This window comes from Streptomyces sp. NPDC043853, from assembly GCF_056436025.1.
The window spans coordinates 1-26,458 of the sequence record NZ_JBWKDJ010000001.1 but is presented as its reverse complement, the minus strand read 5'-3'; the positions used below and the strand labels follow the sequence as shown (position 1 = coordinate 26,458).

21 protein-coding genes and 3 pseudogenes are annotated in these 26,458 nt (G+C 72.0%); 13 read left to right on the top strand and 11 right to left on the bottom strand.

All coding sequences use genetic code 11. From position 1 onward, the window contains the following. Positions 1-2 precede the first annotated feature (2 nt). The 4 genes from AC067U_RS00120 (at position 3) to AC067U_RS00105 (ending at position 5,530) form a co-directional block, all read left to right on the top strand. Positions 3-1,964 carry a fumarate reductase/succinate dehydrogenase flavoprotein subunit gene (locus tag AC067U_RS00120; protein WP_478827327.1) on the top strand — a complete coding sequence of 654 codons (1,962 nt, stop codon included), beginning with the start codon at positions 3-5 and terminating at the stop codon, positions 1,962-1,964. Then, positions 1,961-2,707, top strand: a complete 747-nt coding sequence (locus AC067U_RS00115) for a succinate dehydrogenase/fumarate reductase iron-sulfur subunit (protein ID WP_478827326.1) — start codon at positions 1,961-1,963, stop codon at positions 2,705-2,707. The genes AC067U_RS00120 and AC067U_RS00115 overlap by 4 nt, the downstream gene beginning before the upstream one ends. Before the next feature lie 221 nt (positions 2,708-2,928). Next, positions 2,929-4,788 (top strand): stealth conserved region 3 domain-containing protein, encoded by a 1,860-nt coding sequence (locus AC067U_RS00110; RefSeq protein ID WP_478827325.1) that lies wholly within the window; start codon positions 2,929-2,931, stop codon positions 4,786-4,788. Between the two features lie 76 nt (positions 4,789-4,864). Further along, positions 4,865-5,530: a histidine phosphatase family protein gene (locus AC067U_RS00105; protein WP_478827324.1), complete on the top strand. Its 666-nt coding sequence runs from the start codon at positions 4,865-4,867 to the stop codon at positions 5,528-5,530. A 111-nt stretch (positions 5,531-5,641) separates the two neighbouring features. Here AC067U_RS00105 and AC067U_RS00100 read toward each other — a convergent pair whose 3' ends face one another. Then, entirely contained in the window at positions 5,642-8,128 is a 2,487-nt protein-coding gene (locus AC067U_RS00100) for an excinuclease ABC subunit UvrA (protein ID WP_478827323.1), read from the bottom strand. Between the two features lie 24 nt (positions 8,129-8,152). Continuing rightward, complete coding sequence (locus AC067U_RS00095; RefSeq protein ID WP_478828237.1) at positions 8,153-9,154, bottom strand: LLM class flavin-dependent oxidoreductase; 1,002 nt, start codon at positions 9,152-9,154, stop codon at positions 8,153-8,155. Between the two features lie 103 nt (positions 9,155-9,257). Between AC067U_RS00095 and AC067U_RS00090 the strand changes: the two genes are divergently transcribed. After that, positions 9,258-9,755, top strand: a complete 498-nt coding sequence (locus AC067U_RS00090; protein ID WP_478827322.1) for a phosphatase domain-containing protein — start codon at positions 9,258-9,260, stop codon at positions 9,753-9,755. A 112-nt stretch (positions 9,756-9,867) separates the two neighbouring features. Here the strand turns inward: AC067U_RS00090 and AC067U_RS00085 are convergent, their stop codons facing one another. Next, entirely contained in the window at positions 9,868-10,083 is a 216-nt protein-coding gene (locus AC067U_RS00085; RefSeq protein WP_393571736.1) for a dodecin, read from the bottom strand. Positions 10,084-10,243: 160 nt separating this feature from the next. Between AC067U_RS00085 and AC067U_RS00080 the strand changes: the two genes are divergently transcribed. The 3 genes and pseudogenes from AC067U_RS00080 to AC067U_RS00070 form a co-directional block, all read left to right on the top strand. Then, positions 10,244-11,506: an extracellular solute-binding protein gene (locus AC067U_RS00080; protein ID WP_478827321.1), complete on the top strand. Its 1,263-nt coding sequence runs from the start codon at positions 10,244-10,246 to the stop codon at positions 11,504-11,506. Between the two features lie 188 nt (positions 11,507-11,694). Beyond that, a complete protein-coding gene (locus AC067U_RS00075; protein ID WP_478827320.1) occupies positions 11,695-12,468 on the top strand; it encodes a GNAT family N-acetyltransferase in 774 nt (257 codons plus the stop codon). Further along, positions 12,465-12,989: pseudogene (locus AC067U_RS00070) on the top strand (lysophospholipid acyltransferase family protein); the annotation flags it as partial. The gene AC067U_RS00075 and the pseudogene AC067U_RS00070, both read left to right, overlap by 4 nt. Positions 12,990-13,273: 284 nt before the next feature. On the opposite strand, the gene egtD reads toward AC067U_RS00070, so the two are convergent. The 4 genes from egtD to egtA are packed head-to-tail and all read right to left on the bottom strand — an operon-like array spanning position 13,274 to position 17,989. Next, complete coding sequence (egtD, locus tag AC067U_RS00065) at positions 13,274-14,308, bottom strand: L-histidine N(alpha)-methyltransferase (RefSeq protein WP_478827319.1); 1,035 nt, start codon at positions 14,306-14,308, stop codon at positions 13,274-13,276. Further along, complete coding sequence (gene egtC, locus AC067U_RS00060) at positions 14,305-15,114, bottom strand: ergothioneine biosynthesis protein EgtC (protein WP_478827318.1); 810 nt, start codon at positions 15,112-15,114, stop codon at positions 14,305-14,307. Before egtC ends, egtD begins: the two co-directional genes overlap by 4 nt. Further along, complete coding sequence (gene egtB, locus AC067U_RS00055; protein WP_478827317.1) at positions 15,114-16,499, bottom strand: ergothioneine biosynthesis protein EgtB; 1,386 nt, start codon at positions 16,497-16,499, stop codon at positions 15,114-15,116. The genes egtC and egtB overlap by 1 nt, the downstream gene beginning before the upstream one ends. Further along, entirely contained in the window at positions 16,496-17,989 is a 1,494-nt protein-coding gene (gene egtA, locus AC067U_RS00050; protein ID WP_478827316.1) for an ergothioneine biosynthesis glutamate--cysteine ligase EgtA, read from the bottom strand. The genes egtB and egtA overlap by 4 nt, the downstream gene beginning before the upstream one ends. A 161-nt stretch (positions 17,990-18,150) precedes the next feature. Here egtA and AC067U_RS00045 point away from each other — a divergent pair, with 161 nt between their 5' ends. Further along, positions 18,151-18,972, top strand: a complete 822-nt coding sequence (locus AC067U_RS00045) for a TIGR02452 family protein (protein WP_478827315.1) — start codon at positions 18,151-18,153, stop codon at positions 18,970-18,972. 227 nt (positions 18,973-19,199) lie between these two features. Here AC067U_RS00045 and AC067U_RS00040 read toward each other — a convergent pair whose 3' ends face one another. Continuing rightward, on the bottom strand, positions 19,200-19,916 hold the full coding sequence (locus tag AC067U_RS00040; RefSeq protein WP_478827314.1) for an SDR family oxidoreductase: 717 nt from the start codon (positions 19,914-19,916) through the stop codon (positions 19,200-19,202). A gap of 143 nt (positions 19,917-20,059) precedes the next feature. Between AC067U_RS00040 and AC067U_RS00035 the strand changes: the two genes are divergently transcribed. Then, the gene (locus tag AC067U_RS00035; protein WP_478827313.1) at positions 20,060-21,007 is read left to right on the top strand and encodes an AraC family transcriptional regulator; all 948 of its coding nucleotides are present in this window, start codon (positions 20,060-20,062) and stop codon (positions 21,005-21,007) included. Positions 21,008-21,128: 121 nt separating this feature from the next. Beyond that, a pseudogene (locus tag AC067U_RS00030) lies at positions 21,129-21,991 on the top strand (IS701 family transposase); the annotation flags it as partial. Between the two features lie 338 nt (positions 21,992-22,329). Here the strand turns inward: AC067U_RS00030 and AC067U_RS00025 are convergent. Beyond that, positions 22,330-23,169 carry an aldo/keto reductase gene (locus tag AC067U_RS00025; protein ID WP_478827312.1) on the bottom strand — a complete coding sequence of 280 codons (840 nt, stop codon included), beginning with the start codon at positions 23,167-23,169 and terminating at the stop codon, positions 22,330-22,332. Positions 23,170-23,290: 121 nt separating this feature from the next. After that, the gene (locus AC067U_RS00020) at positions 23,291-23,746 is read right to left on the bottom strand and encodes a type II toxin-antitoxin system PemK/MazF family toxin (RefSeq protein WP_478827311.1); all 456 of its coding nucleotides are present in this window, start codon (positions 23,744-23,746) and stop codon (positions 23,291-23,293) included. Positions 23,747-24,668: 922 nt separating this feature from the next. On the opposite strand from AC067U_RS00020, the gene AC067U_RS00015 reads away from it, so the two are divergent. After that, positions 24,669-25,037: a hypothetical protein gene (locus AC067U_RS00015; protein ID WP_478827310.1), complete on the top strand. Its 369-nt coding sequence runs from the start codon at positions 24,669-24,671 to the stop codon at positions 25,035-25,037. Between the two features lie 174 nt (positions 25,038-25,211). Here AC067U_RS00015 and AC067U_RS00010 read toward each other — a convergent pair whose 3' ends face one another. Continuing rightward, positions 25,212-25,595, bottom strand: coding sequence for a hypothetical protein (locus AC067U_RS00010; protein ID WP_478827309.1), 384 nt, complete (start codon positions 25,593-25,595; stop codon positions 25,212-25,214). A gap of 71 nt (positions 25,596-25,666) precedes the next feature. Between AC067U_RS00010 and AC067U_RS00005 the strand changes: the two are divergent. Further along, positions 25,667-26,374: pseudogene (locus tag AC067U_RS00005) on the top strand (transposase); the annotation flags it as partial. Positions 26,375-26,458 lie beyond the last annotated feature (84 nt).

Here is a 26,458-nt window from a genome sequence, read left to right as displayed (position 1 = left end):
CCATGTCCACCGACACCCCCTCCTACGCGCACTACACCGTCGGCGAGCCCCTCGCCGACACCAAGGCCCCCAAGGGCCCCATCGCCGACCGCTGGGACCGCCGCCGCTTCGAGGCGAAGCTGGTCAACCCGGCCAACCGGCGCAAGCACACCGTGATCGTCGTCGGCACCGGCCTGGCGGGCGGTGCCGCCGGCGCGACCCTCGCCGAGCAGGGCTACCACGTGGTCCAGTTCTGCTACAGCGATTCGCCGCGCCGCGCCCACTCCATCGCCGCCCAGGGCGGCATCAACGCCGCGAAGAACTACCGCAACGACGGGGACTCGGTCCACCGCCTCTTCTACGACACCGTCAAGGGCGGCGACTTCCGGGCCCGCGAGTCCAACGTGCACCGCCTCGCCCAGATATCCGTCGAGATCATCGACCAGTGCGTCGCCCAGGGAGTCCCCTTCGCCCGCGAGTACGGCGGACTGCTCGACACCCGCTCCTTCGGCGGCGTCCAGGTCTCCCGCACCTTCTACGCCCGCGGCCAGACCGGTCAGCAGCTCCTGCTCGGCGCCTACCAGGCACTGTCCCGGCAAATCGCCGCCGGGAACGTGGAGATGCACGCCCGCACCGAGATGCTCGACCTGGTCGTCACCGACGGCCGCGCCCGCGGCATCGTCGCGCGCGACCTGATCACCGGCGAGATCTCCACCCACTTCGCGGACGCCGTCGTCCTCGCCACCGGCGGCTACGGCAACGTCTTCTACCTCTCCACCAACGCCATGAACTCCAACGCGACCGCCGTCTGGCGGGCGCACCGGCGCGGCGCGTACTTCGGCAACCCCTGCTTCACCCAGATCCACCCCACCTGCATCCCGCGCACCGGCGACCACCAGTCCAAGCTGACGCTGATGAGCGAGTCCCTCCGCAACGACGGCCGGATCTGGGTCCCCAAGGCCAAGGGCGACACCCGCCCCGCCGCCGCGATCCCCGAGGACGAGCGCGACTACTACCTGGAACGCATCTACCCCTCCTTCGGCAACCTCGTGCCCCGCGACATCGCCTCCCGTGCCGCCAAGAACGTCTGCGACGAGGGCCGCGGAGTCGGGCCCGGCGGCCAGGGCGTGTACCTGGACTTCGCCGACGCCATCCGCCGCATGGGCAAGGACAAGGTCGCCGAGAAGTACGGCAACCTCTTCGACATGTACGAGCGGATCACCGCGGAGAACCCGTACGAGGTCCCGATGCGGATCTACCCCGCCGTGCACTACACGATGGGCGGACTCTGGGTCGACTACGACCTCCAGACCACCGTCCCGGGCCTCTTCGCCATCGGCGAGGCCAACTTCTCCGACCACGGGGCCAACCGCCTCGGCGCCTCCGCGCTGATGCAGGGACTCGCCGACGGCTACTTCGTCCTGCCGTCCACCATCAACGACTACCTCGCCCGCAACCCGCACCACGACACGCTCGACGCCGCCCACCCCGAGGTGCGCTCCGTCGTGGACGAGACCCGGGCGCGCCTCGGAAAGCTGCTCGCCGTCGACGGCGACCGCACCCCCGACTCCTTCCACCGCGAGATCGGCGAGCTCATGTGGGAGTACTGCGGCATGGCCCGCACCGACGCCGGGCTCCGCAAGGCACTCGCCCGCATCCCCGAGATCCGCGCCGAGTTCTGGCAGCGGATCAAGGTGCCGGGCAGCGGCGAGGATTTCAACCAGTCGCTGGAGAAGGCCAACCGCGTCGTCGACTACCTGGAGCTCGCCGAGCTGATGTGCCTCGACGCGCTCCACCGCGAGGAGTCCTGCGGCGGCCACTTCCGCGAGGAGTCCCAGACCCCGGACGGCGAGGCCGCCCGCCGCGACGAGGAGTTCGGCTACGCCGCCGCCTGGGAGTTCGGCGGCGACGGAAGGCCCCCCGTCCTGCACAGGGAAGACCTGGTCTTCGAGTACGTCCACCCCACCCAGCGGAGCTACGCATGAGGATCGACCTGCGCGTCTGGCGGCAGAAGAACGCCGACGCCCCCGGCACCATGGTCACGTACCAGGTCGAGGGCATATCGCCCGACATGTCCTTCCTGGAGATGCTCGACACCCTCAACGAGGACCTCATCCTGCGCGGTGAGGAGCCCGTCGCCTTCGACCACGACTGCCGCGAGGGCATCTGCGGCGCCTGCAGCCTGGTCATCAACGGCGACGCCCACGGCCCCGAACGCACCACCACCTGCCAGCTCCACATGCGGTCCTTCCGCGACGGCGACACCATCGACGTCGAGCCCTGGCGGGCCGCCGCCTTCCCCGTGGTCAAGGACCTGGTCGTGGACCGCGGCTCCTTCGACCGCATCATCCAGGCCGGCGGCTACATCACCGCCCCCACCGGATCCGCGCCCGAGGCGCACGCCACCCCCGTGCCCAAGGCCGACGCCGACTCCGCATTCGAGCACGCCGAGTGCATCGGCTGCGGCGCCTGCGTGGCGGCTTGCCCGAACGGCTCAGCGATGCTGTTCACCTCCGCCAAGATCAACCACCTCAACGTGCTGCCCCAGGGCTCCCCGGAGCGCGAGACCCGCGTCCTGGACATGGTCGCGGCCATGGACGACGAGGGTTTCGGCGGCTGCACCCTCACCGGCGAATGCGCCACCGCCTGCCCCAAGGGCATCCCCCTGCCCTCGATCGCCGCGATGAACCGCGAATGGCTGCGCGCGGTCCGCAAGGGAAGCCGCTGACACCCCCTCCTCCCACCGCTGACCTCGGCACACCAGCCGGAGCACGCCCGAAACGGAGCGCCCGCGAAGATCTCCGGGTGAAGATCCGTACAGGTGTGCTCCGGCCACTTGCGTGAATCCTGAACGGCAGGAAAGGTTGGGGTGAAAACAAGGCGACCGCCCTGCCAGGTCCCGTCACCTCGGGTGCCCAGCAACAGGATTACCCCATGAGGTGATTCCATTTGTCCCGCATTCCGCTGCCCAAGAAGCTGCGCCGCGTGGCGCGGGCGGCACTGCGCCGCACCCCGCTCCGGCCGGGCGTGCCCCGCCAGCCCGCGCCGAACCAGCGCGAACGGCTCGACGACCAGGCCGCTCCGGCGGCCCCCGCCGCCCCGGCCCGGACCCGCGAGGACGAACTGCTGGAGACGCTGACCGGGGTGGTCCGCCACCGCGGCCGACTGGCCCTGGTCCGCGACGACCTGCTGCCCGCAGGGGCCCGCGAGGCCAACCTCCGCACGGCCGCCGAAGCCCTGGAAGCGGCCGGGCTCCCGTACGGACTGGTGCCCGACGGCGGCCTGCTGCACCGGGTCGCGGTCGCCCCCGGTGACCGGGAGCCGGCCCTCAAGGCCCTGGCGGAAGCGTGCGCCGGCCTGCCGGTGTACGCCGTCCTGCTCGGCGACGGAAAAGAACTCGCGGAGGTCCTCGCCGAACGGCTCCCCGAGGCGGTCGCCGAGACCGAACGCCCCGACGGGGACGCCGCCCCGGCCACCGCCGGAGCCGACCCGAGCGAGGAGGATGCCGCCGGCACCGGCCCCGCCCTCGTCGATCCCGACCGGCGCGTGCGGGGCATCCGGCTCCACCGGCCCGTGGTCACCTCCGGCCGGACCGTCCACTACGGCGCCGACCACGGCTGCGACCTGGAGTTCTACGACCCCGACAACGACGGCACCGGCGGCGTCGCCGCGCTCCGCGAGACCCCGTACGGCTGGTGGGTCCCCTCCCTCACGGCGACCACGACCACCCGGGTCGGCGACCGCGACTACCCCGTCGTCGACGCCTTCGCCCGCAGTTTCGCGCCCGACGTCGACTTCCCCGTCGACGCCGTGATCACCTGGGTCGACGCCGCCGACCCCGACTGGAGGCGGCGCCGCAGCGAGGCCCGCGCCGCTCTGGACGGGGGCACTGCCGCCCCCGTCGACGACGCCGAGCACCGCTACCGCGACCGCGGCGAACTCCGCTACTGCCTGCGCGCCATCGCCGCCCACGCCCCCTGGATCCGCCGGATCTTCCTGGTCACCGACAACCCGGTACCCGCCTGGCTGGTCACCGACCACCCGAGCCTCACCGTCATCACCCACCAGGAGCTGTTCGCCGACCCCGGCGCCCTCCCCGTCTTCAACTCCCACGCCATCGAGAGCCAGCTGCACCGCATCCCCGGCCTCGCCGAGCACTTCCTCTACTTCAACGACGACATCTTCCTCGGCCGCCCCCAGCTGCCCGGCGCGTACTTCCTGCCCTCCGGACTGCCCAAGGTGTTCCACGACTGGCGGGCCATCCCGCCGGACGTCCCCGGCTCCGAGGACGACGTCTACACCGCCTCGCAGAAGGCCACCCGCCGCGCCGTCGAAGAGGCCTCCGGCCGGACCTACGTCCGCATCCTCGCGCACACCCCCTATCCGCTGAGCCGCTCCCTCTGCGCCGCCGCCGAAGAGCGCTTCCCCGAGGAACTGGCCGCCACCGGCCGCTCCGCGTTCCGCAGCGCCACCGACCTCGCCCCGGTCACCCTGGCCGCGCACCTCGCCCTCGCCACCGGCCGGGCCGTGGAGGGCGACCTCGCCCACGAGTACTTCGGCACCGGCTGGAACGACACCGTCCACCGCCTGCCCGAGCTGGTCCACCACCGCTGGGCCGATGCCTTCTGCCTCGCCGACGACGACGGGGACGAACTGAGCGCGGCCGAACAGCACCGTGTCGTGGCCGCCTTCCTCCAGGCGTACTTTCCGGTCCCCTCGCCGTACGAGCACCGGCCGGAGCACCCCGGTGACGCCCTGCCCGGCGAGGCGCGGACCGAACCCGGCTACGCCGCCGCCCCGGGGGTCTGAGCCGATCGGCTGACCGGCACCCTCCGGCCCGTGCCGGACCGGACCCGCGCCCGGGCCATGAGCGACAGTGTCGCCCATGGCACCCGTGGCACCCATGGCACCCGTGGCACCGAAGGCACTCACGCGCAGAACCCTGCTCGCGGCGGGCATCGCGGGCCTCCCGGCGGCGGCCGGCCTCACGGGCTGCTCCGCCGAGGAACCCCGGCACGGGCCTGCCCCGGGGCCGCAGTCGGCCGCCGACACGCTGGTCATGCTGATCCGGCACGCGGAGAAGCCCTACCCGGGTGACGTCGGCGAGGACGACGAGGGCGAGGACGACCCCGGCTCGCTGGCCGGACGGGGCCGCCGCCGGGCCGAGGCCCTGCCCGCCCTCTTCGGGCCGACGGCCCGGGTCCCGCTGCCCCGGCCCGCCTCGGTGTTCGTGTGCGGCGGCCCCGTCGCCCGCTCCCGGCAGACCGTGACCCCGCTCGCCGAAGCGCTCCGCCTCCCGATCCGGGACCGGATCGCCGTGGGCAAGGAAACGGCGCTTGCCCGGGCCGCGCTCGCCGCCCCGGCCCCGGTCCTGATCTGCTGGGAACACCACGGCTTCCCCCGCCTGATCCAGGCCCTGGGCGCCGCCGGCGCCCCTGGGGTCCCCGCCGCCTGGCCCGACCGCTACGACCTGGTCTGGCTGTTCACCCGGCGCCGTGGCACCTGGACCTTCCGGGAACAGGGCCAGCACCTGCTGCCCGGCGACGTCTGACCGGGTCGGGCGGGGCATACCGCGCGGCGCGGGCGGTCCGGCCGTGCACCGTAGCCCGTCCGGCCGGGCACCGTAGCCCGTCCGGCCGTGCACCGTAGCCGAGCAGCCCGGTCACCCGCCCGCCGGCCCCCCGCCCCCCGCCAGAGCGCGCGCCAGGTACGGCGCCGTACGGCTGCCCCGCGCGCGGGCCACCTCCGCCGGCGGGCCGGCCGCCACCACCCGGCCACCCGCCGCGCCACCGCCCGGACCCAGATCGACCACCCAGTCCGCGCCCGCCACCACCGCCATGTCGTGCTCCACGACCACCACCGAGTGGCCCGCGTCCACCAGCCCGTGCAGCTGCCGCAGGAGCACCTCCACGTCCGCCGGGTGCAGCCCGGTCGTCGGCTCGTCCAGCAGGTACAGCGTGTGGTCCCGGCGCAGCCGCTGCAGTTCCGCCGCCAGCTTGATCCGCTGCGCCTCGCCGCCCGACAGCTCGGTCGCCGGCTGCCCCAGCCGCAGGTACCCCAGCCCGATCTCGGCCAGCGCCCCCAGGCTGCGCGCCGCCGCCGGCACATCGGCGAAGAACTCCGCCGCCGACTCCACGGTCAGGCCCAGTACTTCGGCGATGTCCAGCCCCCGGTACCGCACCCGCAGGGTCTCCTCGTTGTATCGGGCCCCGGCGCAGACCGGGCAGGGCGCGTACGTGCTCGGCAGGAACAGCAGCTCCACCGCCACGAAACCCTCGCCCTGGCACTCCTCGCACCGCCCGCCCGGCACGTTGAACGAGAACCGGCCCGCCTTCCAGCCGCGCGCCCGCGCCTCCTCGCTCGCCGTGAACAGCCTCCGCACCACGTCGAACAGCCCCGTGTACGTCGCCAGGTTCGACCGCGGGGTCCGCCCGATCGGCTTCTGGTCCACCGCCACCAGCCGGCATACCGCGAACTCCCCGTCCGCCGCGATCCGTCCCCGGACCGCGTCCGCCAGCGCCCCGCCGACCAGCGTGGACTTGCCCGACCCGGACACCCCGGTCACCGCCGTGAACACCCCGAGCGGGAACTCCGCCGACAGGTCCCTCAGATTGTTCCGGCTGACCCCGGACAACCGCACCGACGCACCCGCCCCGTCCCGGACCGGCCGCGGCTCCCGCCGCGCACGCCCCCGCCCGTCCGCCGCGAACAGGTGGCGTGCCGTCGCCGACTCCGCCACCTCCGCCAGCGCGGCCGGCGGTCCGCTGTGCAGCACCCGCCCGCCGTGCTCCCCGGCCAGCGGGCCCACGTCCACCAGCCAGTCCGCGTGCCGCACCACGTCCAGGTGGTGCTCCACCACGAACACGGTGTTCCCGGCCGCCTTCAGTCCGTCCAGCACGCCGAGCAGCGCCTCGGTGTCGGCCGGGTGCAGCCCCGCGGAGGGCTCGTCCAGCACGTACACCACCCCGAACAGCCCGGACCGCAACTGCGTGGCCAGGCGCAGCCGTTGCAGCTCTCCGGCCGACAGGCTGGGCGCCGTACGGTCCAGGCTGAGGTACCCCAGCCCCAGCTCGGTCACCGCCCCGATCCGCGACCGCAGATCGGCCGCGAGCACCCGGGCCGCCTCGCCGGACCCCGACGGTCCCGCCGGCGCCGCCGGCCCCGACGGTCCTGTGGGTCCCGGCGGCCGGGCCGGGTCGCCCCCCGCCTCCTCGGACCCGGCCAGTACGGCGTCCAGACCGGTCAGCGGAAGTGCCGCCAGCTCCGCGATCGTCCGCCCGGCGAAGGTGACGGAGAGGGCCTCCGGCCGCAGCCGCGCACCCCCGCACCCCGGACACGGCGCGTCGGTGAGGAACTTCTCCGCCCGGGCCCGCAGGGTCGCGCTCTTGCTGTCGGCGAAGGTCCGCATCACCCACCGGTGCGCACTCATGTACGTGCCCTGGTAGGGGCGTTGGATCCGGTCCGCGTCCCGCACCGGGTGCACGGTAACCACCGGCTGCTCCTCGGTGAACAGGATCCACTCCCGTTCCCCGGCGGGCAGCTCGCGCCATGGCCGGTCCACGTCGTGGCCCAGCGCCTCCAGCACGTCCCGCAGGTTCTTCCCCTGCCAGGCACCCGGCCAGGCAGCGATGGCACCCTGACGGATCGACAGAGCGGGGTCGGGCACCAGGAGTTCCTCGCTGGTCCGGTGGATCCGGCCGATCCCGTGACAGGAAGGGCAGGCTCCGGCGGCCGTGTTCGGCGAGAACGCGTCGGAATCCAGCCGCGCGGCCCCCGCCGGATACCGGCCCGCCCGGGAGAACAGCATCCGCAGCGAATTGGACAGCCGGGTGACCGTTCCCACCGATGACCGCTCCCCGGGCGCGGACCGTCGCTGCTCCAGCGACACGGCCGGCGGCAGCCCGCTGATCGAGTCCACCTTCGGCGCGCCGATCTGGTGGATCAGCCGCCGCGCGTACGGCGCCACCGACTCGAAGTAGCGGCGCTGCGCCTCGGCGTAGACGGTGCCGAAGGCGAGCGAGGACTTCCCGGACCCGGAGACCCCGGTGAACACGGTCAGCGCGTCACGCGGAATGTCCACGTCCACCGCGCGCAGGTTGTGCTCCCGGGCGCCCCGGACGCGGATGTAGGAGTCGGCGGGCTGCTGCATTCGTCCCAGTTTAGGGGGCGGGGGTCAGCGTGATCCGGGCAGCCCGGCCAGCCGGGCGAGCCGGGTGAAGGAGTCCACCAGCGCTTCGCGGTCGTAGGAGGACGTGGTCACCAGGAGCTCGTCCGGGGCGGTCGACTCCGCCACCTCCGCGAGCGCCGCCGCCACCTGTTCCTCCGTCCCGTGGACGTGCCCGGCCAGCGCCCGCTCGTAGAACTCCCGCTCCTTCGCGGACATCGCCGGCTCCGCCACCTCCTCAGCCGGCACCAGGGGCGGGAAGCTGCCATGGGTCCGCGAGTACGCCACCGACCAGGCCTCCGGCACCAGCAGCCGCCGGGCGTCCGCCTCGGTGGCCGCGACGGCGACCGTGCCCGAGGCGATCACGTACGGCCGCTCGCACCGCGCCGACGGGCGGAACTCCCGGCGGTAGCCGTCGACGATCTTCAGGACCCGGTCCCGGTCCCGCAGGTCGCCGACGACCAGCGGCAGCCCGGCCCGCGCCGCGATGCCCGCGCCCTCCCCGGTGGCCAGGACGAACGCCGGGAGGCGCAGGCCCTCGGCGGGCCGGGCGTGCACCCGGGGATGGGCCGTCTGGGTCCCGTCGATCCAGCCGAGCAGCTCGGCCAGCTGCTCCTCGAAGCGGTCGGCATCGGCCCGGTCCCGCCCCAGGGCCCGCCGGACGCCGCCGGTGAAACCCACCGACCGGCCCAGCCCCATGTCGATCCGGCCCGGGAACAACGACTCCAGCACCCCGAACTGCTCGGCGACCACCATCGGCTGGTGGTTCGGCAGCATCACCCCGCCCGTGCCGACCCTGATCCGGTCCGTGGCCGAGGCCACGGCGGCGGCCAGCACGGTCGGCGCCGAACCCGCCACGCCCGGCACGCCGTGGTGCTCGGAGACCCAGAAGCGGTGGTAGCCGAGCGCCTCGGCCCGCCGGGCCAGGTCCACGGTGTCGCGCAGCGCCTGCGGCCCGTCCGAGCCGCGGCGGACGCGGGACCGGTCGAGGATCGACAGCTTCGGGATCATCGGTGTCATACGCATCTCAACACCGGGCGGCGGCCGGGATTCCCGGGCAGGCGGCCGGGAATCCCGGGCGGCCGTTGTCACCCCCAGGCCCTAGGCTGCACACATGAGCGATTCCAGCGGCAGCCGGCGGCCGATGGCCGTCTTCGACATCGACAACACCCTGGCCGACACCGGGCACCGGCAGCACTACCTGGAGCGCCGCCCCCGTGACTGGAAGGGCTTCTTCCGTGCCGCCCCGGCCGACCCGCCGCTGGAACGCGGCGTGGCCCTGGCCCTGGAGGCGGCCGCCGCGTGCGAGGTCGTGTACCTGACCGGGCGCCCGGAGCACTGCCGCGCCGACACCCTGGACTGGCTGACCCGGCACGGGCTGCCCGAGGGCCCGCTGTGGATGCGCGGGAACGCGGACCGCAGGCCCGCCCGGCTCACCAAGCTGGAGGCGCTGCAGCGGATCGCCCGCGGCCGCGAGCTGCGGATGCTCGTCGACGACGACGAACTGGTCTGCCGGGCGGCCAAGGCCGCCGGGTTCCCGGTGCTGCTCGCCGACTGGGCGGAGAAGGCCCCCGAGCTGCGGCTGGCCCAGGAAGGCGCGGGCCGGACCTGAGGGCGTGCGGGCCCGGCCGCACCTCGCGCGGCCGAGCCCGCGCAACCGCGCCGTGCGTTCAGCCCGTTCAGCCCGTTCGGGTCGTTCAGCCCGTTCGGGTCGTTCGGGTCGTTCAGTCCTCGCCCTCGAGGCGGAAGCCGACCTTGAGCCCCACCTGGTAGTGCGCGATCTGGCCGTTCTCGATGTGCCCGCGCACCTGAACCACCTCGAACCAGTCGAGATTCCTCAGCGTCTGCCCGGCCCGGGCGACCCCGTTGCGGATGGCCTGGTCGATGCCCTCGGTCGAGGTTCCGACGATCTCGGTCACGCGATAGGTGTGGTTCGACATGTGTTCTCCACGGTGTGAGCGATGCCTTGTTCCACCGTGCCCCAGTACGGGCGGCTCCGCGATATTTGCGAAGAGAATCCCCGGCGTCAGCCCCTTGATCCGGTCACGTGGTCTATGCCAATTTCAAGCCAGCTTTGGTACAGACCAGAAGGTGACCTTCGTGAAGAGACGCTTCCTCGCCGTGTGCACCGCCCTCGTCGCGGCAACCTCCCTGACCGCATGCGGCGCCCTGCCCGGATCCGACGGAGGGTCCACCCGGGTGACCCTCTGGCTGATGAAGGGCAGTGCCTCGGACGCGTTCATCGAGAAGTTCACCGACAGCTACGAGTCCGAGCACCCGGACGTCGACCTGGAGGTGAAGATCCAGGAATGGACCGACATCGGCGACAAGGTCAATTCCGTCCTCAAGGGCACCGGCCCGGAACGCGCCGACGTCATCGAGGTCGGCAACACCCAGGTCGCCCAGTACATCGAGACCGGCGGCCTCTCCGAACTCACCCTCGAAGGACTGCGGTCCTGGGGCAGCCGCGACTGGCTCAAGGGCCTCGCCGACCCGGGCAGCATCAACGGCGCCCAGTACGGCATCCCCTGGTACGCCGCCAACCGGGTGGTCATCTACAACAAGGACCTGTTCGAACAGGCCGGCATCAAGAACCCGCCGAACAACCGCCAGGAATGGCTGGCCGCCACCCGCAAGCTCGACAAGGGCGACCGACAGGGCATCTACCTGCCGGGCCGGAACTGGTACGTCCTCGCCGGCTTCATCTGGGACGAGGGAGGCGAAATCGCCGTCGAGGGCAACGGCGTGTGGACCGGAACCCTCGACACCCCGCAGGCCCTGGCCGCCATGGACTTCTACAAGGAGCTCCACACCCTCGGCGAGGGCCCGGCCGCCGCCGACGAGGAGACGCCCCCGCAGGCCGAGGTCTTCGCCCACGGGCAGGTCGCCCAGATCATCGCCCCACCCGGACAGGCCGCCCAGATCGAATCCCTCAACCCCGCACTCAAGGGCAGACTCGGCTACTTCCCGATCCCCGGGAAGACCGCCGACCGGCCCGGCGCCGTCCTCACCGGCGGCTCCGACCTGATCATCCCGGAGAACACCCCCCACCGGGCCGCCGCCATCGACGTGATCACCGCCCTGGTCAGCGAGAAGTGGCAGACCGAGCTCGCCCGGACGATGAGCTACGTACCGAACAAGGCATCCCTCGCCCACGCCGTCCAGGGCAACGACGGCGCCACCGCCATGACCGCCGGAGCCGCCCAGGGCCGGGCCACCCCCAAGTCCGCCCGCTGGGCCGAGGTCGAGGCCAAGAACCCGATCAAGCCCTACATGACCGCCGTACTCTCCGGACAGGACCCCAAGCGGGCGGCCGCATCGGCCTCCGAGACGATCGGCAAGATCCTCAGCTCAGACCGCTGACGCCCCCGCGGACACCCTCCCCGGCACCCCCACCGGCGCCGTCACCGGGGCCAACCCCCGGCATTCAGCGTCCGCACATCCAACTGCCGCTACGAGGTCACGTCGAATCCAGCCGGTCACGGAAAAAGTAGGGAGAGCCAGGCCAGAGACCGCCTGCCTGGCTCTCCGCGTCCGGACCAGGAGCCGCCATGACCATCGCCCCCCTGTCCCCAGTCCAGCCGCTCGCCCCCACCACCCCCAGGTACACCGTCCGGCTCGCCCGCGACGAGTCCGAGGTGCGCGCCGCCCAGCGGCTGCGCCACCAGGTCTTCGCCGACGAGCTCGGCGCCCGCCTCGAAGGCCCCGAGCCGGGCCTCGACATCGATGCCTTCGACGCCTACTGCGACCACCTCCTCGTCATCGAGGAGGAGACCGAGCAGGTCGTAGGCACCTACCGGCTGCTGCCGCCGGAGCGCGCCGCCGTCGCCGGCCGCCTCTACTCCGACGGCGAATTCGACCTCTCCGCCCTCGACCCCATCCGCCCCGACCTGGTCGAGGTCGGACGCTCCTGCGTCCACCCCGCCCACCGCAACGGCGCCGTCATCGCCCTGATCTGGGCCGGCCTGGCCCGCTACATGGACCGCACCGGACACAACTGGCTGGCCGGATGCTGCTCCGTACCCCTCGACGACGGCGGTGTGCTCGCCGCCGCCACCCGCGACACCGTCCTCGCCCGCAACCTCGCGCCCCAGGAGTACCGGGTCACCCCGCACCGGCCCTGGAACCCCGAGGGGATCACCTTCCCCGAACGGGTCGAGCTGCCCCCACTGCTCCGCGGCTACGTACGGCTCGGCGCCTGGGTCTGCGGAGAGCCCGCCTTCGACGCCGACTTCGGCTGCGCCGACCTCTACGTCCTGCTCTCCCTGCGCCGGACCAACCCCCGCTACCTCAAGCACTTCCTCTCGCTCGTCCCCACCACATGAGCGCCTGGCTGCCCACCGCCCCCTGCACCCCCGCGGCCTGTGCCACGCACACCGGCCGGGCCGCGGCCGTGCCGCGCGCCCTGCTCCGGCTCGCCGCGGCCCTCGCCCTGCTCCTCCTCGGGATCGCCGGCGCCACACCCGTCCGGATGCTCCCGGCCCGCCCCCGCCACGCGGTCACCCGCACCTGGTGCACCGCACTGCTCCGGGCCTTCGGCATCCGCGTCACCGTCCACGGCAGCACCGGTTCCGACGGCGCCCGGCTGCTCGTCGCCAACCACATCTCCTGGCTGGACATTCCCCTGGTCGCCGCCGCCGTGCCCAGCCGGATGCTCGCCAAGAGCGAGATCGGCCGCTGGCCCGTCATGGGCCGGCTCGCCGCCCGGGCCGGCACCCTCTTCATCGAACGCGACCGGATCCGTTCCCTCCCCGACACCGTCGCCACCCTCACCCGCGCCCTGCTCGCCGGCGACCGGGTGACCGTGTTCCCCGAGGGCAGCACCTGGTGCGGCCGCGCCCAGGGGCGGTTCCGCCGGGCCGCCTTCCAGGCCGCCCTCGACGCCCGGGTCCCCGTACAGCCCCTCCACCTCGCCTACACGCTGCCCGACGGACGCCCGGCCACCGCATCCGCCTTCGTCGGCGACGACCCCCTCACCACGTCCCTCTGGCGCATACTCCGGGCCCGCGGGATCCGCGCCGAGGTCACCCTGCTGCCGCGGATTCCGCCCGGACGGCACCCCGACCGGCGGTCCCTGACCGCCGCCGCGCAGACCGCGGTCGGCACCGCCGCCGGAGTGCCCTTCATCCCCTACCCCTCCCCGGACACCGACCGGGCCGCCTCACCGGCCACCGGACCCCTGCCCACGGCCGCCGGACCCGCGCCGTCGGCCACCGACAGCGACAGCGCGAACCGGCCCGCCGCGTCCGTCCACCACTGGACCAGTTCCAGCCCCGCCGCCGCCAACTCCTTCTGAACGCCCTCGTGGCGGAACTTCGCCGAGACCTCCGTCAGGATCTCCTCACCCGCCCCGAACGGCACCACCAGGTCCAGGGACCGGATCTTCACCGCGAGCTCCGACCGGGCCCGCAACCGCATCTCGATCCACTCCTCCTCCCGGTTCCACACCGCCACGTGGTCGAAGTCGCCCGGACGGAAATCCGCGCCCAGCTCCCGGTCGATCACCGCCAGCACGTTCCGGTTGAACTCGGCCGTCACCCCCTGCGCGTCGTCGTACGCCGCCACCAGCACGGACTCCTCCTTCACCAGGTCCGTCCCCATCAGCAGCGCGTCACCCGGCGACAACATCGCCCGGACCGCCCGCAGGAACACCGACCGCTCCGGAGGCAGCAGGTTCCCGATCGTGCCGCCCAGGAACACCACCAGCCGCGGGGCCGGGGTGTCCGGCAGCGCGAGCGGCTTGGTGAAGTCCGCCAGCAGCGCGTGCACCCGGAGCTCCGGATGCTCCGCCAGCAGCGCGTGCGCCGCCCCCGTCAGAGCACTCTCGCTCACGTCCACCGGTACGTACGCCTCCAGCGCGGGCAGCGCCTCGATCAGGTGCCGTGTCTTCTCCGAAGACCCCGACCCCAGCTCCACCAGCGTCCGCGCACCGGTCACCGCGGCGATCTCCTGCGCCCGTTCCAGCAGGATCTCCCGCTCCGCGCGCGTCGGATAGTACTCCGGCAACCGGGTGATCTCCTCGAAGAGCTCACTGCCCCGGGCGTCGTAGAACCACTTCGGCGGCAGCACCTTGGGGAAGCGGGTCAGACCGTGCAGCACGTCCTCGCGCAACGCCCGCTCCGCGGCGTGCTCGTCCAGCGTGCGGGTCAACTCGAAGTCGTTCACAGGCCGTTCTCCTCATGCTCCTGGAAGGGGGCGAGCGGGGCCACCGGCAGCGGATCGACCGCCACCCGGCTCCGCGATGCGGTCACCACGCTCCGGTCCGGCACCTCGCACCAGCGCGGATCGTCGTCGTACGGCTCGGACGCCACCACCGTCCGGCCGCCCCCCGGAGCCTCCGGCTCGGCCAGGTACCACAGCGAGTCCCCGCAGGTCGTGCCCGCGATCGACACCCCGTCGGTCAGCAGCATGTTCAGCCGCGAACCCGGCACGGCCGCCCACAGCTCGCGCACCGTCCCGGACAGCGCCCCACCCAGCCCCTCACCGGCCCGCAGCCGGCGCAGCACCAGCGCCCACACGAACGCCGAATCCGACCGCGCCGCCAGCGACAACAGCTCGGCCGGCGGCAGCCCGGCAGCCGGACCCGCCGGCCGGGCGAGGGCCGCCGGCCAGTCCCGCAGCACCCCGTTGTGGCTGAACAGCCACGGACCGTCCGAGAAGGGCGCCGCGGCGGCCTCCCCGTCCGAGGACGGGTGCGTGGCATCGCGTACGGCGGCCAGCAGGGCCTCGCTGCGCACCACCCGGGCGAGATCCGCGAACGCGGCATCGCCCCACACCGGTTTCCCGCGCCGGTACCGGGCCGGCACCGGATCCCCGTCCGCGTACCAGCCCAGCCCGAACCCGTCGGCGTTGACCGTGCCGTGCCGCTGCCTGCGCGGCGCCCACGCCTGCCGGACCAGCGAATGCTCGGGGTCGGTGAGCAGCTTCCCCAACCGCACGGCCGGTCCGACGTAGGCTATGTGACGGCACATCAGACGTCCCTCGCGGTGCGGAATCCGGAGAAGATCTGCCGCCGGACCGGCAGGTCCCAGTTGCGGAAGCTACCCCGGGCGGCCACCGGAGCCACGGCGAAGGAACCGCCCCGCAGCACCTTGTGGGCCGGCCCGAAGAACACCTCCGAATACTCCCGGTACGGGAACGCCCGGAAGCCCGGGTACGGCAGGAAGTCACTGGCCGTCCACTCCCACACGTCACCGATCAACTGCCGCACCCCGAGCGGGGACGACCCCGCCGGGTAACTGCCCGCCGGCGCCGGACGCAGGTGCCGCTGACCCAGGTTGGCGTGCTCCGGCGTGGGCGCGGAGTCCCCCCACGGATAGCGCGTCGACCGCCCGCTCACCGGGTCGAACCGGGCCGCCTTCTCCCACTCGGCCTCGGTCGGCAGCCGCCGCCCCGCCCAGCGGGCCCAGGCGTCCGCCTCGTACCAGCTGACGTGCAGCACCGGCTCGTCCGCCGGGACCGGCTCGGTCACCCCGAACCGGCGCCGCAGCCACTCGCCGGCCTCCCGGTGCCAGAACAGCGGGGCGCCGATGCCGTGTCTGCGGATCTGCTCCCAGCCCTCGGCGGCCCACCAGCGCGGCTCCTCGTAGCCGCCGTCCTCGATGAACGCCTGGAACGCGGCGTTGGTGACCGGAAGGGTGTCGATGAAGAAGGCCCCGGTCTGGCGCCGGTGCGCCGGCCGCTCGTTGTCCAGCGACCACGGCTCCGCGGACGCGGACGTACCCATGCTGAACGGGCCCGCCGGGACGAGGACTTCGGGAACCGGGGGCGGCTCGAACGGCGCCTCGGAGGCCGGGTCCGGGGCGGAGAGCACCGGCGCACCCGCCCGCAGCTGATGGGTGATCAGCATCGTTTCGTCGTGCTGCTGTTCGTGCTGCGCGATCATCCCGAAGGCGAACCCGTCGGCGAGCAGCCCGGTCCCCTCCATCGGGGTCCGCTCCAGCAGGTCGAAGACCCTGCCGCGCACCTCGGCGGCGTACGTGCGGGCGTCGGCGGGACCGAGCAGGGGCAGCTTCGGCCGGTCGGCGCGCGGGTGCGCGAAGGCGTCGTAGAGCGGGTCGATCTCGGGCCGCAGCGGCTCACGGCCGCCCACCCGGCGCAGCAGCCAGAGCTCCTCCTGGTTGCCGATGTGCGCGAGGTCCCAGACCAGGGGGGACATCAGGGGGGAGTGCTGCGCGGTCAGCTCGGCGTCGGTGACGGCATCGGTGAGCGCGGCGGTGCGGGCCCGGGCGGCGGTGAGCTCGGCGAGCGCCTGGTCGCGGAGAGGGGTGGGGGTGAAGGAGGCGTGGGGGGCCGGGGGCGCCGGGGTGGTGGGGGCCGCGGGCGTTTCGGCGGTGGGATGGTTCCTGGTGGTCACTGGTGCGGATCCTTCCCGGGAAGCGGGGTCGGTGCCGTCCGTGCGCGCCGCACCGGCTGTGTGGGCTGCGCCTTGTGCGTGGGCTGCCCCTTCTGCGTGGGCTGCGCCTTGTGTGTCGGCTGCGCCTTGTGTGTGGGCTGCGCGGGCCGAGTGGGTCGCGCGGGCCGAGCGAGCCGCGTCCGACCGGGATCGTCGGCCGGGCAGCGGCCCCGGAGGACGTACCGCTCGGTGAAACCGCCGACGGCGTCCAGGACCTGGCGCGAGGCACCCAGTCGCGGCAGCGCCTCGGCCGCGGCCCGGAAGCAGGTGACGGCCGCGGTCCGCAGCTCGGGGCTGGCCGGGCCCCGCAGGGCGGCCGTCCGCCACAGCGGGTTGCGGGGCGCGGGATGCGGACCGTACTCGTCGGCCAGTCCCTTCACCGCCCGGTAGGCCGTCTCGGTGGCCTCCGGATCATCGAACAGCGCGTGCACCACGGCCGTCGGCACCAGCCAGCCGTCGTCTCCCGGCTGCGCGTCGATCATGCGCAACTCCAGGTGCCCGCGCGGCCGGACCGGGGGGAACAGCGTCGTCAGGTGGTACTCCAGGTCCTCCACCGTCGCCGGCCGCGGCCCGCGGCCGCGCAGCCACTCGCGGAAGGTCAGCCCCTCCGGGACGGTCCAGGGCGAGGCGGCTCCGCCGTCCTTCCCTCCGGCTCCCTCGGCTCCCGCGGCTCCTGCGGCTCCTGCCGCGGAGCGTACGCACATCACCTCGGTGTCCAGCGCGTGCGCGGTCCAGGCCGTACGGGGCTCCAGGTCGAGCGGCGGCGCCAGGGTGCGGCGGGGGTCCAGATCGCCCCACACGCCCTGGCGGGAGCACCGCCAGCCGGCGTACCGGCCGTCCGGCGCGGGGGAGTTGGCGAACGCCGAGACCAGGACCGCCCCGAGCAGGTGGGCCAGCCGCCAGCGCCGCCCGTAGCCGAGCGGGCCGGGCTCGTCGTAGCCCGCGTCCACGCACACCTGCACGGAGGCGGAGCCGCGCATCATGGTGCGCCCGCCCGGGCCGGTGCGGTCGAAATAGGTCTCCATGGCCTCGTAGCGCGGGGTCCCGCGGAGCAGCCGGCGGAGGGGGCGGCGCGGGTCACGGCCGCTGCCGTGGAGGAGGAGTCCGCGTTCGCCGAGCAGCGACCGGACCGCGGCCAGGTCGGCCTGCAGACCGTCCACGCACTCGGTGAGCGAGGCGGCGGGTGCCGAGCTGAGTTCGAGCTGGCCACCGGGCTCCACGGTGAACCGGGAGCGGAGGGAGGTGAGCGCGCCGACCGCGTCGAGGGCGTCCCCGAGCCGGTCCGGGCCCACCGGGCTGCCGGGCTGCTCGGCGTCCAGGACGAGCCATTCGAGTTCGGCACCGAGCAGGCGGGGCGGCCCGGTCTTGAAACAGATGCCGTGGATCAGCTCCTCGGCCTCGGGTTCGGAGATGGTGCTCTGGGCGTGCGGTGCGGGTGCGTCCTGTGGCATGACCGGATCCTCGTCTCCCGTCGTACACCGTGAGGTCACCCGTGCCTACCCGCCCGTGCCGGTGATCAAATCCTGTGATGCGACGATCACGCAGAGACACGCAATGAACCGCAAGGAAATTGCGTTGCCGCCTGTCAATCTCAATCACCAGGATGTGAGACATGAGCAGTAGATTGCGCGCCATCGCGCAGGAGAACACGGAGATTGTGGCGGCCGGCCGGTACCGGACGCGATCGGGACGGGAGGTGTCCCTCGCCGCCGCCGTGGCGGAAGCCAAGGCCGGAACCAGAATATATGGGCCCGAGTCGGTCATTCCAGGCGAAAAGGTTCTGGTTGCTCCCTTCGAAACATCGGTGGAGGTCACGGGGGAGAGCAGCACCGCCGCCGCCCGCAGGCTCGCCGCCGCGGGCCCGGTGGCCGTGCTGAACTTCGCCTCGGCCCGGAATCCCGGCGGCGGCTACCTGCGCGGGGCCAAAGCGCAGGAGGAGGCGCTGTGCCGCGCCTCGGCGCTGTACGAGACGCTGCTGGAGGCCCCGGAGTACTACGCGACCCACCGTGCGGAACGCAGCACGTTCTACACCGACCGGGTGATTCATTCACCCGGCGTCCCCGTCTTCCGGGACGACCGGGGCGAACTCCTGGAGACCCCGTTCCGGGCCTCCTTCCTCACCTCCCCGGCCCCGAACGCGGGCACCATCCGCCGCCAGGAGCCCGACCGCGCCCACGAGATCCCGGCCGCCCTCACCCGACGCGCGGAGCGCGTCCTGGAGACCGCCGCACTCCACGGCTACCGACAGCTGGTGCTGGGGGCCTGGGGGTGCGGGGTGTTCCGGAACGACCCGGCCGAAGTGGCGGGAGCCTTCGCCGGCCTGCTGCGCGAGGCGGCGGGAGGGCGGTTCGCGGGGGTCTTCGAGCGGGTGGTCTTCGGAATCCTGGACCGGGATCCGGGGGTGCAGCGGGTTTTCGAGCAGGCTTTCGAATAATTTCCGGCGCTTCGGCCTGCGCAGGGCTGCGGGCTGCGGGTCAGTACTCCAGTGTGACTTCGCGATCTCCGCGCTGGAGAGGGCGGAGAGCCGCTGCCGGCAATGGCTGCGACGTGCCGAAGCTTGGTGGCTTGTGCGCCAGTTCGACCAGTGCAGGAGTGCGTTCAGGGATGTGATCGGCGGGCTGAACAGTGCGCCGATCAGACGGCGGATGCGTGGCGCCTATGTCACACCAGTGCCGCGCCGCCGTCTATCGCGAGCGTGGTGCCGGTGACGTAGGCGTTGGACAAGACGAAGAGATAGGCCGCCGCGGCTTCCTCGGCAGTGCCGACACGCCGCGTGAGCAGCTCGGACCCGGCGCCCTGGAGGAAAGCCTCCGGGTCCGCGACACTGCCGTCCCACAGCTCGGTGCGGATCACACCGGGCTGGATCACGTTGACGCGCAGAGGGGCGAGTTCGACGGCGAGTGCCCGGGACAGAGCCTCGATGCCGCCCGTGATACCTGCCGTGAGCGCGGTTCCGGACAGGGGGCGGATCGCGAGGACGCCGGAGCTGAAAGTGATCGAGCCGCCGTCGCGCAGTCGCGGTGCAGCGTACTTGGCGGAGAGGAACGCGCCCCAAAAACGGCGCTCGAAGACGGCCCTGGCCTCCTGCGGGGTCGTGTCGACCAACGGCTTGATCAGCAGAGATTCGCCCGCGGTGTAGACGAGGTGGTCGAACTCCCCGACCTGCTCGAAGAACGCGGCGATGGCGTTGCCGTCGGCGACGTCCAGGCGGCGGCCTTCGGCCGGCTCGCCCAGCCGCTTCGTCGCGGCGTCCACGCGGTCCTGATTGCTGGAGGCGACCACGACGTCCGCGCCGGCCGCCGCGGCCTGTTGGGCTACCGCGAAGCCGATGCCGGAGGTTCCACCGATGATCACGATCTTCTTGCCGGCCAGAGACATGGGATCCATTCCTTCGTCGATGCAGTGCCGGGGTTCGGCAACCGCCATGGCAAGAACGTACGCCCCCACATCGAGACGGTGAATGACTTGAAATCTTGATTCCCTGTCATATCGTCTCGCCATGCAGGCACTAGAGTGGCGCTATGGACATCCTGAGCGACACCCTCGAAGTCCTGCGCACGGGACGCCCGATGGTGACTCGCACCGACGCGCACGCCCCGTGGGCCCTGAAGTTCCAACCCATCTCAGGAGCCGGATTCCACGTGGTCGTGGAAGGACACTGCCACCTGCTGCCACCGCACGGCCAACCGCTCGCGCTCGGCCCCGGCGACATCGTGTTCCTGCAGCGCGGCAGCGGACACACCCTGTGCGACGTGCCGGGCCGCGATCCGGTGGACTTCGTACCGGAGCGTGTGGACCGTTCCTCGCCGATCGGCCAGGTCACCGTGGACGGACCGGGGCCGCACACGGTGCTGGTGTGCGGCGCGTACGCGATCGACGTTGATCGCCCGCATCCGCTGTTCAGCGATCTACCGGAAGTCATCCACCTTCCCGCGGTTCCGGGCCGCCACCCGGTGCTGCGCTCGGCGGTCGATCAGCTGTGCGCCGAGTTCCACGCGCCGCAGCCGGGCTCGGACGCGGTCGTCACGGCGCTCATCGATCTGCTGCTGCTGTACATCCTCCGGTCGTGGTACGCCGAACTGCCGAAGGAGCGGACCCGGGGTTGGACGGCCGCGCTGACCGACCCGGCAGTCGCCCCGGCCCTGAAAGCGATCCACGACGATCCCGGCCATCCCTGGACCGTGGAGTCGCTGGGCACCCGCGCCGGGCTGTCCCGCGCGGCGTTCGCCCGCCGCTTCGCCTCGGTGGTCGGCGAGCCGCCGTTGACCTACCTGACCAACTGGCGGATGGCCACCGCGGCGCGGTTGCTGCACCAATCGCCGGCCCCGCTGAGCACAATCGCGCAGCACACGGGGTACACGTCGGAGTTCGCCTTCGCCAAAGCTTTCAAACGACACTTCGGATCGCCGCCGGGGGCCTACCGCAAGCAGGTCAAGACGGCAGGCGGCGAACCACGCGGATACAACTGACGGTGAGGGCCAGGACATCAACGCAGTGGTTTGGGAAGTGGTGGTCGCTGCCGATCCCGGCCTCGCGGTGGAGTCTTGAAGATCGTGCGGTGGCCGCGGGCCGTAGCGTAGACCCCGCTCGATGGCGTTGTTCGATCAGGCCATGGCTCGGATTGCGGGCCTGTTCGGGCGAGTGGAACCTCGGGCCGCGGCCCGCGCCTATCTGCTCGGATTGCCGTCCGGGACCGAGCGCAAGAACTGCTCGCAGCCGACGGAGCACGCCGGCCATAGCCGTCCCGTCCGATACAGCGGCTGCTGCGGTGCGCCTCTTGGGACGCGGGTGCAGCACGCGACGAGGTCCGCCGCTACGTCCTGGACCATCTCGGCGCCGGTGACGGTGTTTTGATCGTGGATGAGACTGGCTTCCTGAAGAAGGGGCGCGGTTCGGCGGGTGTCCAGCGGCAGTACACCGGAACCGCCGGGCGGATCGAGAACAGCCAGGTGGGCGTCTTCCTCGCCTACGCCTCCAGCCCGGCCTGCGGGCCGGGCTGGAGGCCCGCGGGGTCGGCTACGTGCTGGCGGTGTCCTGCGCGACCAGAGTGCGGATCAACCAGGGCCGCACGGCGATCCGCGGGGACGAGGCCGCCGTTCGCCTGCCCGCCTCGGCCTGGCACCGGCAGAGCGCCGGCTCCGGGGCGAGGGGGCCCGCTCCTACGACTGGGCGTGGGTGCACATCGGCACTGACGAGCACCGCCACTGCTGATTCGCCGCAATCCCACCACCGGCGAGCTCGCCTTCTACCTGTGCTGGTCGCCACGGATCGTGCCGCTGCCGGAGCTCGTGCGCGTCGCCGGTACTCGCTGGTGCATCGAAGAGTGCTTCGAGGCGGCCAAGGGTCAGGTCGGCTTGGACCACTACCAGGTCCGCAACTGGACAGCCTGGCACCGGCACGTCACCCTGGCCATGCCCGCACTCGCGCTCCTTGCCGCGGCAGTCGACGACGCGAGGCCGACCAGACGTGCGGATCCGACCCGCCCGGCCCGAAGCGGAGATCCGGTCGACCTGGCCGTCCCGGAGATCCGCCGCCTGATCGGCGCACTGTTCAGCCCGCCGATCACATCCCTGAACGCACTCCTGCACTGGCCGAACTGGCGCAGAAGCCACCAAGCTTCGGCACGTCGCAGCCACTACCGGCAGCGGCTCTCCGCCCCCTCCAGCGCGGAGATCGCGAAGTCACACCGGAGTATGAGACGGTGTCTCTCCGATCAGCTCACTTCTTGTGCCGGGACCACCGTCAACCGTCGAGCGAGCGATCAACGAGCCGAAGCGGGTTTCGAGCTTCCCTATGCCAGGCCGGCCAGCCCGTCGAGGCGATCGCGGTGGGCTGACGTCAGGTGGAGACGTTCGGCAGCAAGGTTCTCCTCCAGGTGGTCCACCCGGGCGGTGCCCGGGATCGGGAGGATGACCGGCGAGTGGCCCAGGAGCCATGCGAGGGCAACCTGGGTGGGAGTGGCACCGAGCTCGGTCGCCACGGCGGCGATTTCAGCCCTCGCCCCAGACTCCCCCCAGGCGACAGGGCGCCACGGCAGGAACGCGGTCCCTGCCGCTTCACAGGCCGCGAGGACAGGTTCGTGCTCGCGGTCCAGCACGCTGTAGCGGTTCTGCACACTCGCGACGTCGACGATCTGCCGCGCCTGATGGAGTTCGTCGACGGTGACCTCGGACAGGCCGATCCGGCCGATCTTGCCCTCGTCCCGCAGGTTCCGAAGCGTGCCGAGCTGGTCGGCGAGCGGCGTCTCCGGATCGATCCGGTGCAGCTGCAGCAGCTCGATCCGCTCGACGCGCAGTCGGCCCAGTGCCTGTTCGACCTGATGGCGCAGAACAGCCGGCCGCCCGTCGAGCTTCCACTCACCTGAGGGACCCGATCGAGCGACACCAACCTTGGTGGTGATCAGCAGCCCGTCCGGGTAAGGGTGCAGGGCCTCAGCCAGGAGTTCTTCGTTGGCTCCCCCGCCATACAGATACGCAGTGTCGATCAGCGTGACGCCCAGCTCGACGGCCCGCCTGGCGACCGCGAGAGAGGTCTCACGGGCCGGGCCTGGCTCGGTCGGCAAGCGCATGGCCCCGAACCCAAGCCGCCGTACTTTCAGATCTCCGCCGATACGAAACGCATTCGATGTCACGTGCCGCCTTCCCCCCTGGCTCAAGGGGCAACGCTATCAGCGCAGTTGGCCGGGAGGTCGGTCCAGGAGCAAGGCTCGGGCACCGGCCAGAACGACCACCACCTGATCGAAGAGACAGTCCCTACTGCCACCCGTAGAGCTGACGCAGCCGGTCGACGACCAGGCCGAACCGCCGGCGGTCCAGTGCGCACGCCTCCCGGCGCATGCCCGTCTCGTGCACGCGCAGGACCCGGTCCACGTCCACCCAGGATTCCCGCCCGGCGCTGTCCCAAGGCCCGGAGCCGATGGCCACCCATTCCCGGTCGTGGTCGTGCCGCTTGCTCGACAGCTGTACGGCGAGCAGCGTTGGGCCGCTTCCTTCCCGAGCCACGACCAGCACGGGCCGGTCCTTGCCGCGCCCGTCGTTCTCCTCATAGGGAACCCAGGTCCAGACGATCTCTCCAGGGTCGGGATCGCCGTCGTGCACAGGTGCGTAGGAGGTCCGAACGGGCCCGACGGCCCGCGGATCGGCCTCGGCGGTCGCGTTGTCTCCGTACCGTCCGGGGAAAGCGCCGGCGGAGGGGATATAGGGCGTCATCCGCGCCACGGTACGCCGAAAGGGGGCGGGGAGCGGAGAAGGAGGGGGTCGGGGGCGGGCGTGTCGGGGGAGAGCCCCGGGGATGGGGCGGGTGGGGCCCCGGTGGGGATCGGGGGCGGAGCCCTGTGCGGCGGAGCCGCAGTTCGGCGCTGCCGGGGAGGGAGGCGGAGGGGGAGGAGCGGGGTGGGGGTGATGCCCAGCCGGGACCCCGGCCGCGTGTACGGAGCCTGCTCCGGCTGGGCGGAATCCGGGAGGTGCCCGGGGGCTGCCCGTCAGTCCCAGTGTCATTACGCGCCGCCCGCCGGCGTCAAGGGCGCTCCCTCCGGTCGCGTCGGCAAGCCGATGGCCCTTCGGGCCACCCTTGACGCCGACGACCGTCACGCAACGACAAGGACTGTCGGGCGGCCCCCGGGGGATGGCACAGGAGGAGCCTTCGGATCCTGGCGCTGTGGCGTTGGCGGGCACGAGCAGCGGCTCCCGCCCGGCCAGCCGCCCTCCGGGCGGGAAGCCGGATCGAAGTGGATCAGATCTACGTAATCCAAGCCGGTCCGGGCGCCCCAAATCGCTAGGCACTCCTGCTGATTGGCGGATGCGGCCCGCCGGCGGCCGAGGCCGCCACCGATCGCTACACGCTGCCGCAGAAATGGCGGCCGGACGGCCGATGGGGTGCGCGCGATGGCGGCCGCCACTGCAGCGCTCTTCGCATTTCCATACGACCCGAGACGACGATCGCTGACGCAGCATATCATCAAAGTGGATCTTTCTCAAGGCCTCTCGAACTTGCAACTCCGGATAAGAGAAGCCGAAGTCGAGAGGAGGCTAAGACATACCCATCATGACAGCTTCGGCGGCGTTTTCGTAGGGCGAAGGGCACAGTCTCTTCTCCTTGTTCGGAGAGTCTCGGGATTCCAGAATCTCCGTCATGAATCACTCAGCGGACATCAATCACGACGCGGTTCTGCGTGCACGGGTCGCCCTGCTTGGATCGGAGGAACTTCCGGTCGGGAAGCGGGTTGCGGCATACCGCCTGCTCGCCGAGGTGAGCCCGTTGGCCTATCTACCGCGTCTGGCAGTGGCACTCATCGACTACAGCCATCAGGAATTCGCCGATCAGCCCGCGATAGCGCTGGCCCTTCGTGCCGAATGCGTCGCCGCCACACGGCGGATGTTCCGCTTGGATCCCGGGCGGGCGCAGCTGCTCGTCGTATCGATGAAGGAGAAGCTGAGGGTCAGGGGGCGGCAGGAGGAGGCTATCGCCTTGCTCGAAGAGATATCCGCCCTGGAGCAATAGAGGCGCCGCATCTCAGGCTGTTCGCCCGCATTCGCCGTGAGGTGGCGAACGACTGCCTCGTCACGGGAGTCGTTGGCGGCCCGCCCCTGATCTTTGCTCGGGCCGCCTCCTGGCCGCCATTTCGGCGGCAGCGCCTAAGGGTTGTCCCGTAATTGGGTCCGTGGTCCCGGGGGCTCATAGGAAGGCCAGCGGGACGTCCTTCTCGATGCAGGGCCGCAGGACGCCCGCCAGCTGGCGGGCGTCCTCGATGTGCTGCCGGAGGAACTGGTCGCCGCCCTCGCGTGCCCACTGGTCGGTGATCGCCTCCAGCCGGACCAGAATCGACGTGCACTCGGCAGGCGAGAGGTCGTCACCGCCGTCATCCGGGTGATCGAGGAGCGGCTCCAGAGTGGTGGACACCTCGCTCCACGGACGCTCGCCGCCGAAGCCCCACATCTCGGAGAGGACGAACCCCTCGGCCTCGGCCAGACGTCGCCGAAACGCGGCAAAGCCGCTGTAGGACCAGGAGACGTCCGGACTGCTGTTGTCTCCGTCGCCCGGGAAGGGAACCAGCCCCATGTGCCCTCCCTGCTTGTCGAGCACACAGGATCGAGGGCAAGGGGCAGTGGCACAACTGGGATGATCTTGATGTGGCTGGTGTGATCACGGCGTCGGAGCCGTCCTGGATAGCCCCGTTCACCGGGCTGAGCCCGCGCAACTTCGGCAAGCTTGTGACGGTGCTGCGGCGGGAGGGCGCGGATGCGGTCCGCAAGGGCCGGCCGTGGAGCCTTCCTCTGGAGGACCGGGCCCTGCTGGTCGCGGCGTACTGGCGCACGAACCTGACCATGCGGCAGCTCGCGCCGCTGTTCGGGGTCTCGAAGTCGGCGGCGGACCGGATCATCGACCACCTCGGGCCGATGCTCGCTCTCCAGCCCCGCAAGCGGTTCGCCAAGGACACGGCGCTGATCGTGGACGGCACCCTGGTCCCCACCCGGGACCACACCGTGGCCGAGCGGTCGAAGAATTATGGGTACTCCACCAACCACCAGGTCGTCATCGATGCCGACACCCGCCTGGTCGTCGTGGTCGGCCGACCGCTCGCCGGGAACCGCAACGACTGCAAGGCGTGGGAGGAATCCGGCGCCAAGGCCGCAGTCGGCAAGACCCTCACGATCGCCGACGGCGGCCACCCGGGCACCGGACTCGTCATCCCGCACCGCCGCGAGCGGGGCCAGGTCGAACTCCCTGCCTAGAAAGAGGAGCACAACAAGTCCCACAAGCAGGTCCGGGCTCGTGTCGAGCACGTCTTCGCCCGCATGAAGACCTGGAAGATCCTCCGCGACTGCCGCCTTAGAGGTCGTTTTCGTCCGATGTTTCATCCCGGGATGGGTTGTTTGGTGGCCTTCTTCGGGTCGCGCCAGGAGATGGTGTTCTCGCCGGTG

What these genes read in the sequence shown, in the direction of transcription:
- AC067U_RS00120 (WP_478827327.1), top strand. Translation starts at nt 3, where the DNA reads ATGTCCACCGACACCCCCTCCTACGCGCACTACACCGTCGGCGAGCCC.
- AC067U_RS00115 (WP_478827326.1), top strand. Translation starts at nt 1,961, where the DNA reads ATGAGGATCGACCTGCGCGTCTGGCGGCAGAAGAACGCCGACGCCCCC.
- AC067U_RS00105 (WP_478827324.1), top strand. Translation starts at nt 4,865, where the DNA reads ATGGCACCCGTGGCACCCATGGCACCCGTGGCACCGAAGGCACTCACG.
- AC067U_RS00100 (WP_478827323.1), bottom strand. Translation starts at nt 8,128, where the DNA reads ATGCAGCAGCCCGCCGACTCCTACATCCGCGTCCGGGGCGCCCGGGAG.
- AC067U_RS00095 (WP_478828237.1), bottom strand. Translation starts at nt 9,154, where the DNA reads ATGATCCCGAAGCTGTCGATCCTCGACCGGTCCCGCGTCCGCCGCGGC.
- AC067U_RS00090 (WP_478827322.1), top strand. Translation starts at nt 9,258, where the DNA reads ATGAGCGATTCCAGCGGCAGCCGGCGGCCGATGGCCGTCTTCGACATC.
- AC067U_RS00085 (WP_393571736.1), bottom strand. Translation starts at nt 10,083, where the DNA reads ATGTCGAACCACACCTATCGCGTGACCGAGATCGTCGGAACCTCGACC.
- AC067U_RS00075 (WP_478827320.1), top strand. Translation starts at nt 11,695, where the DNA reads ATGACCATCGCCCCCCTGTCCCCAGTCCAGCCGCTCGCCCCCACCACC.
- egtC (WP_478827318.1), bottom strand. Translation starts at nt 15,114, where the DNA reads ATGTGCCGTCACATAGCCTACGTCGGACCGGCCGTGCGGTTGGGGAAG.
- egtA (WP_478827316.1), bottom strand. Translation starts at nt 17,989, where the DNA reads ATGCCACAGGACGCACCCGCACCGCACGCCCAGAGCACCATCTCCGAA.
- AC067U_RS00045 (WP_478827315.1), top strand. Translation starts at nt 18,151, where the DNA reads ATGAGCAGTAGATTGCGCGCCATCGCGCAGGAGAACACGGAGATTGTG.
- AC067U_RS00040 (WP_478827314.1), bottom strand. Translation starts at nt 19,916, where the DNA reads ATGTCTCTGGCCGGCAAGAAGATCGTGATCATCGGTGGAACCTCCGGC.
- AC067U_RS00035 (WP_478827313.1), top strand. Translation starts at nt 20,060, where the DNA reads ATGGACATCCTGAGCGACACCCTCGAAGTCCTGCGCACGGGACGCCCG.
- AC067U_RS00020 (WP_478827311.1), bottom strand. Translation starts at nt 23,746, where the DNA reads ATGACGCCCTATATCCCCTCCGCCGGCGCTTTCCCCGGACGGTACGGA.
- AC067U_RS00015 (WP_478827310.1), top strand. Translation starts at nt 24,669, where the DNA reads ATGAATCACTCAGCGGACATCAATCACGACGCGGTTCTGCGTGCACGG.
- AC067U_RS00010 (WP_478827309.1), bottom strand. Translation starts at nt 25,595, where the DNA reads ATGGGGCTGGTTCCCTTCCCGGGCGACGGAGACAACAGCAGTCCGGAC.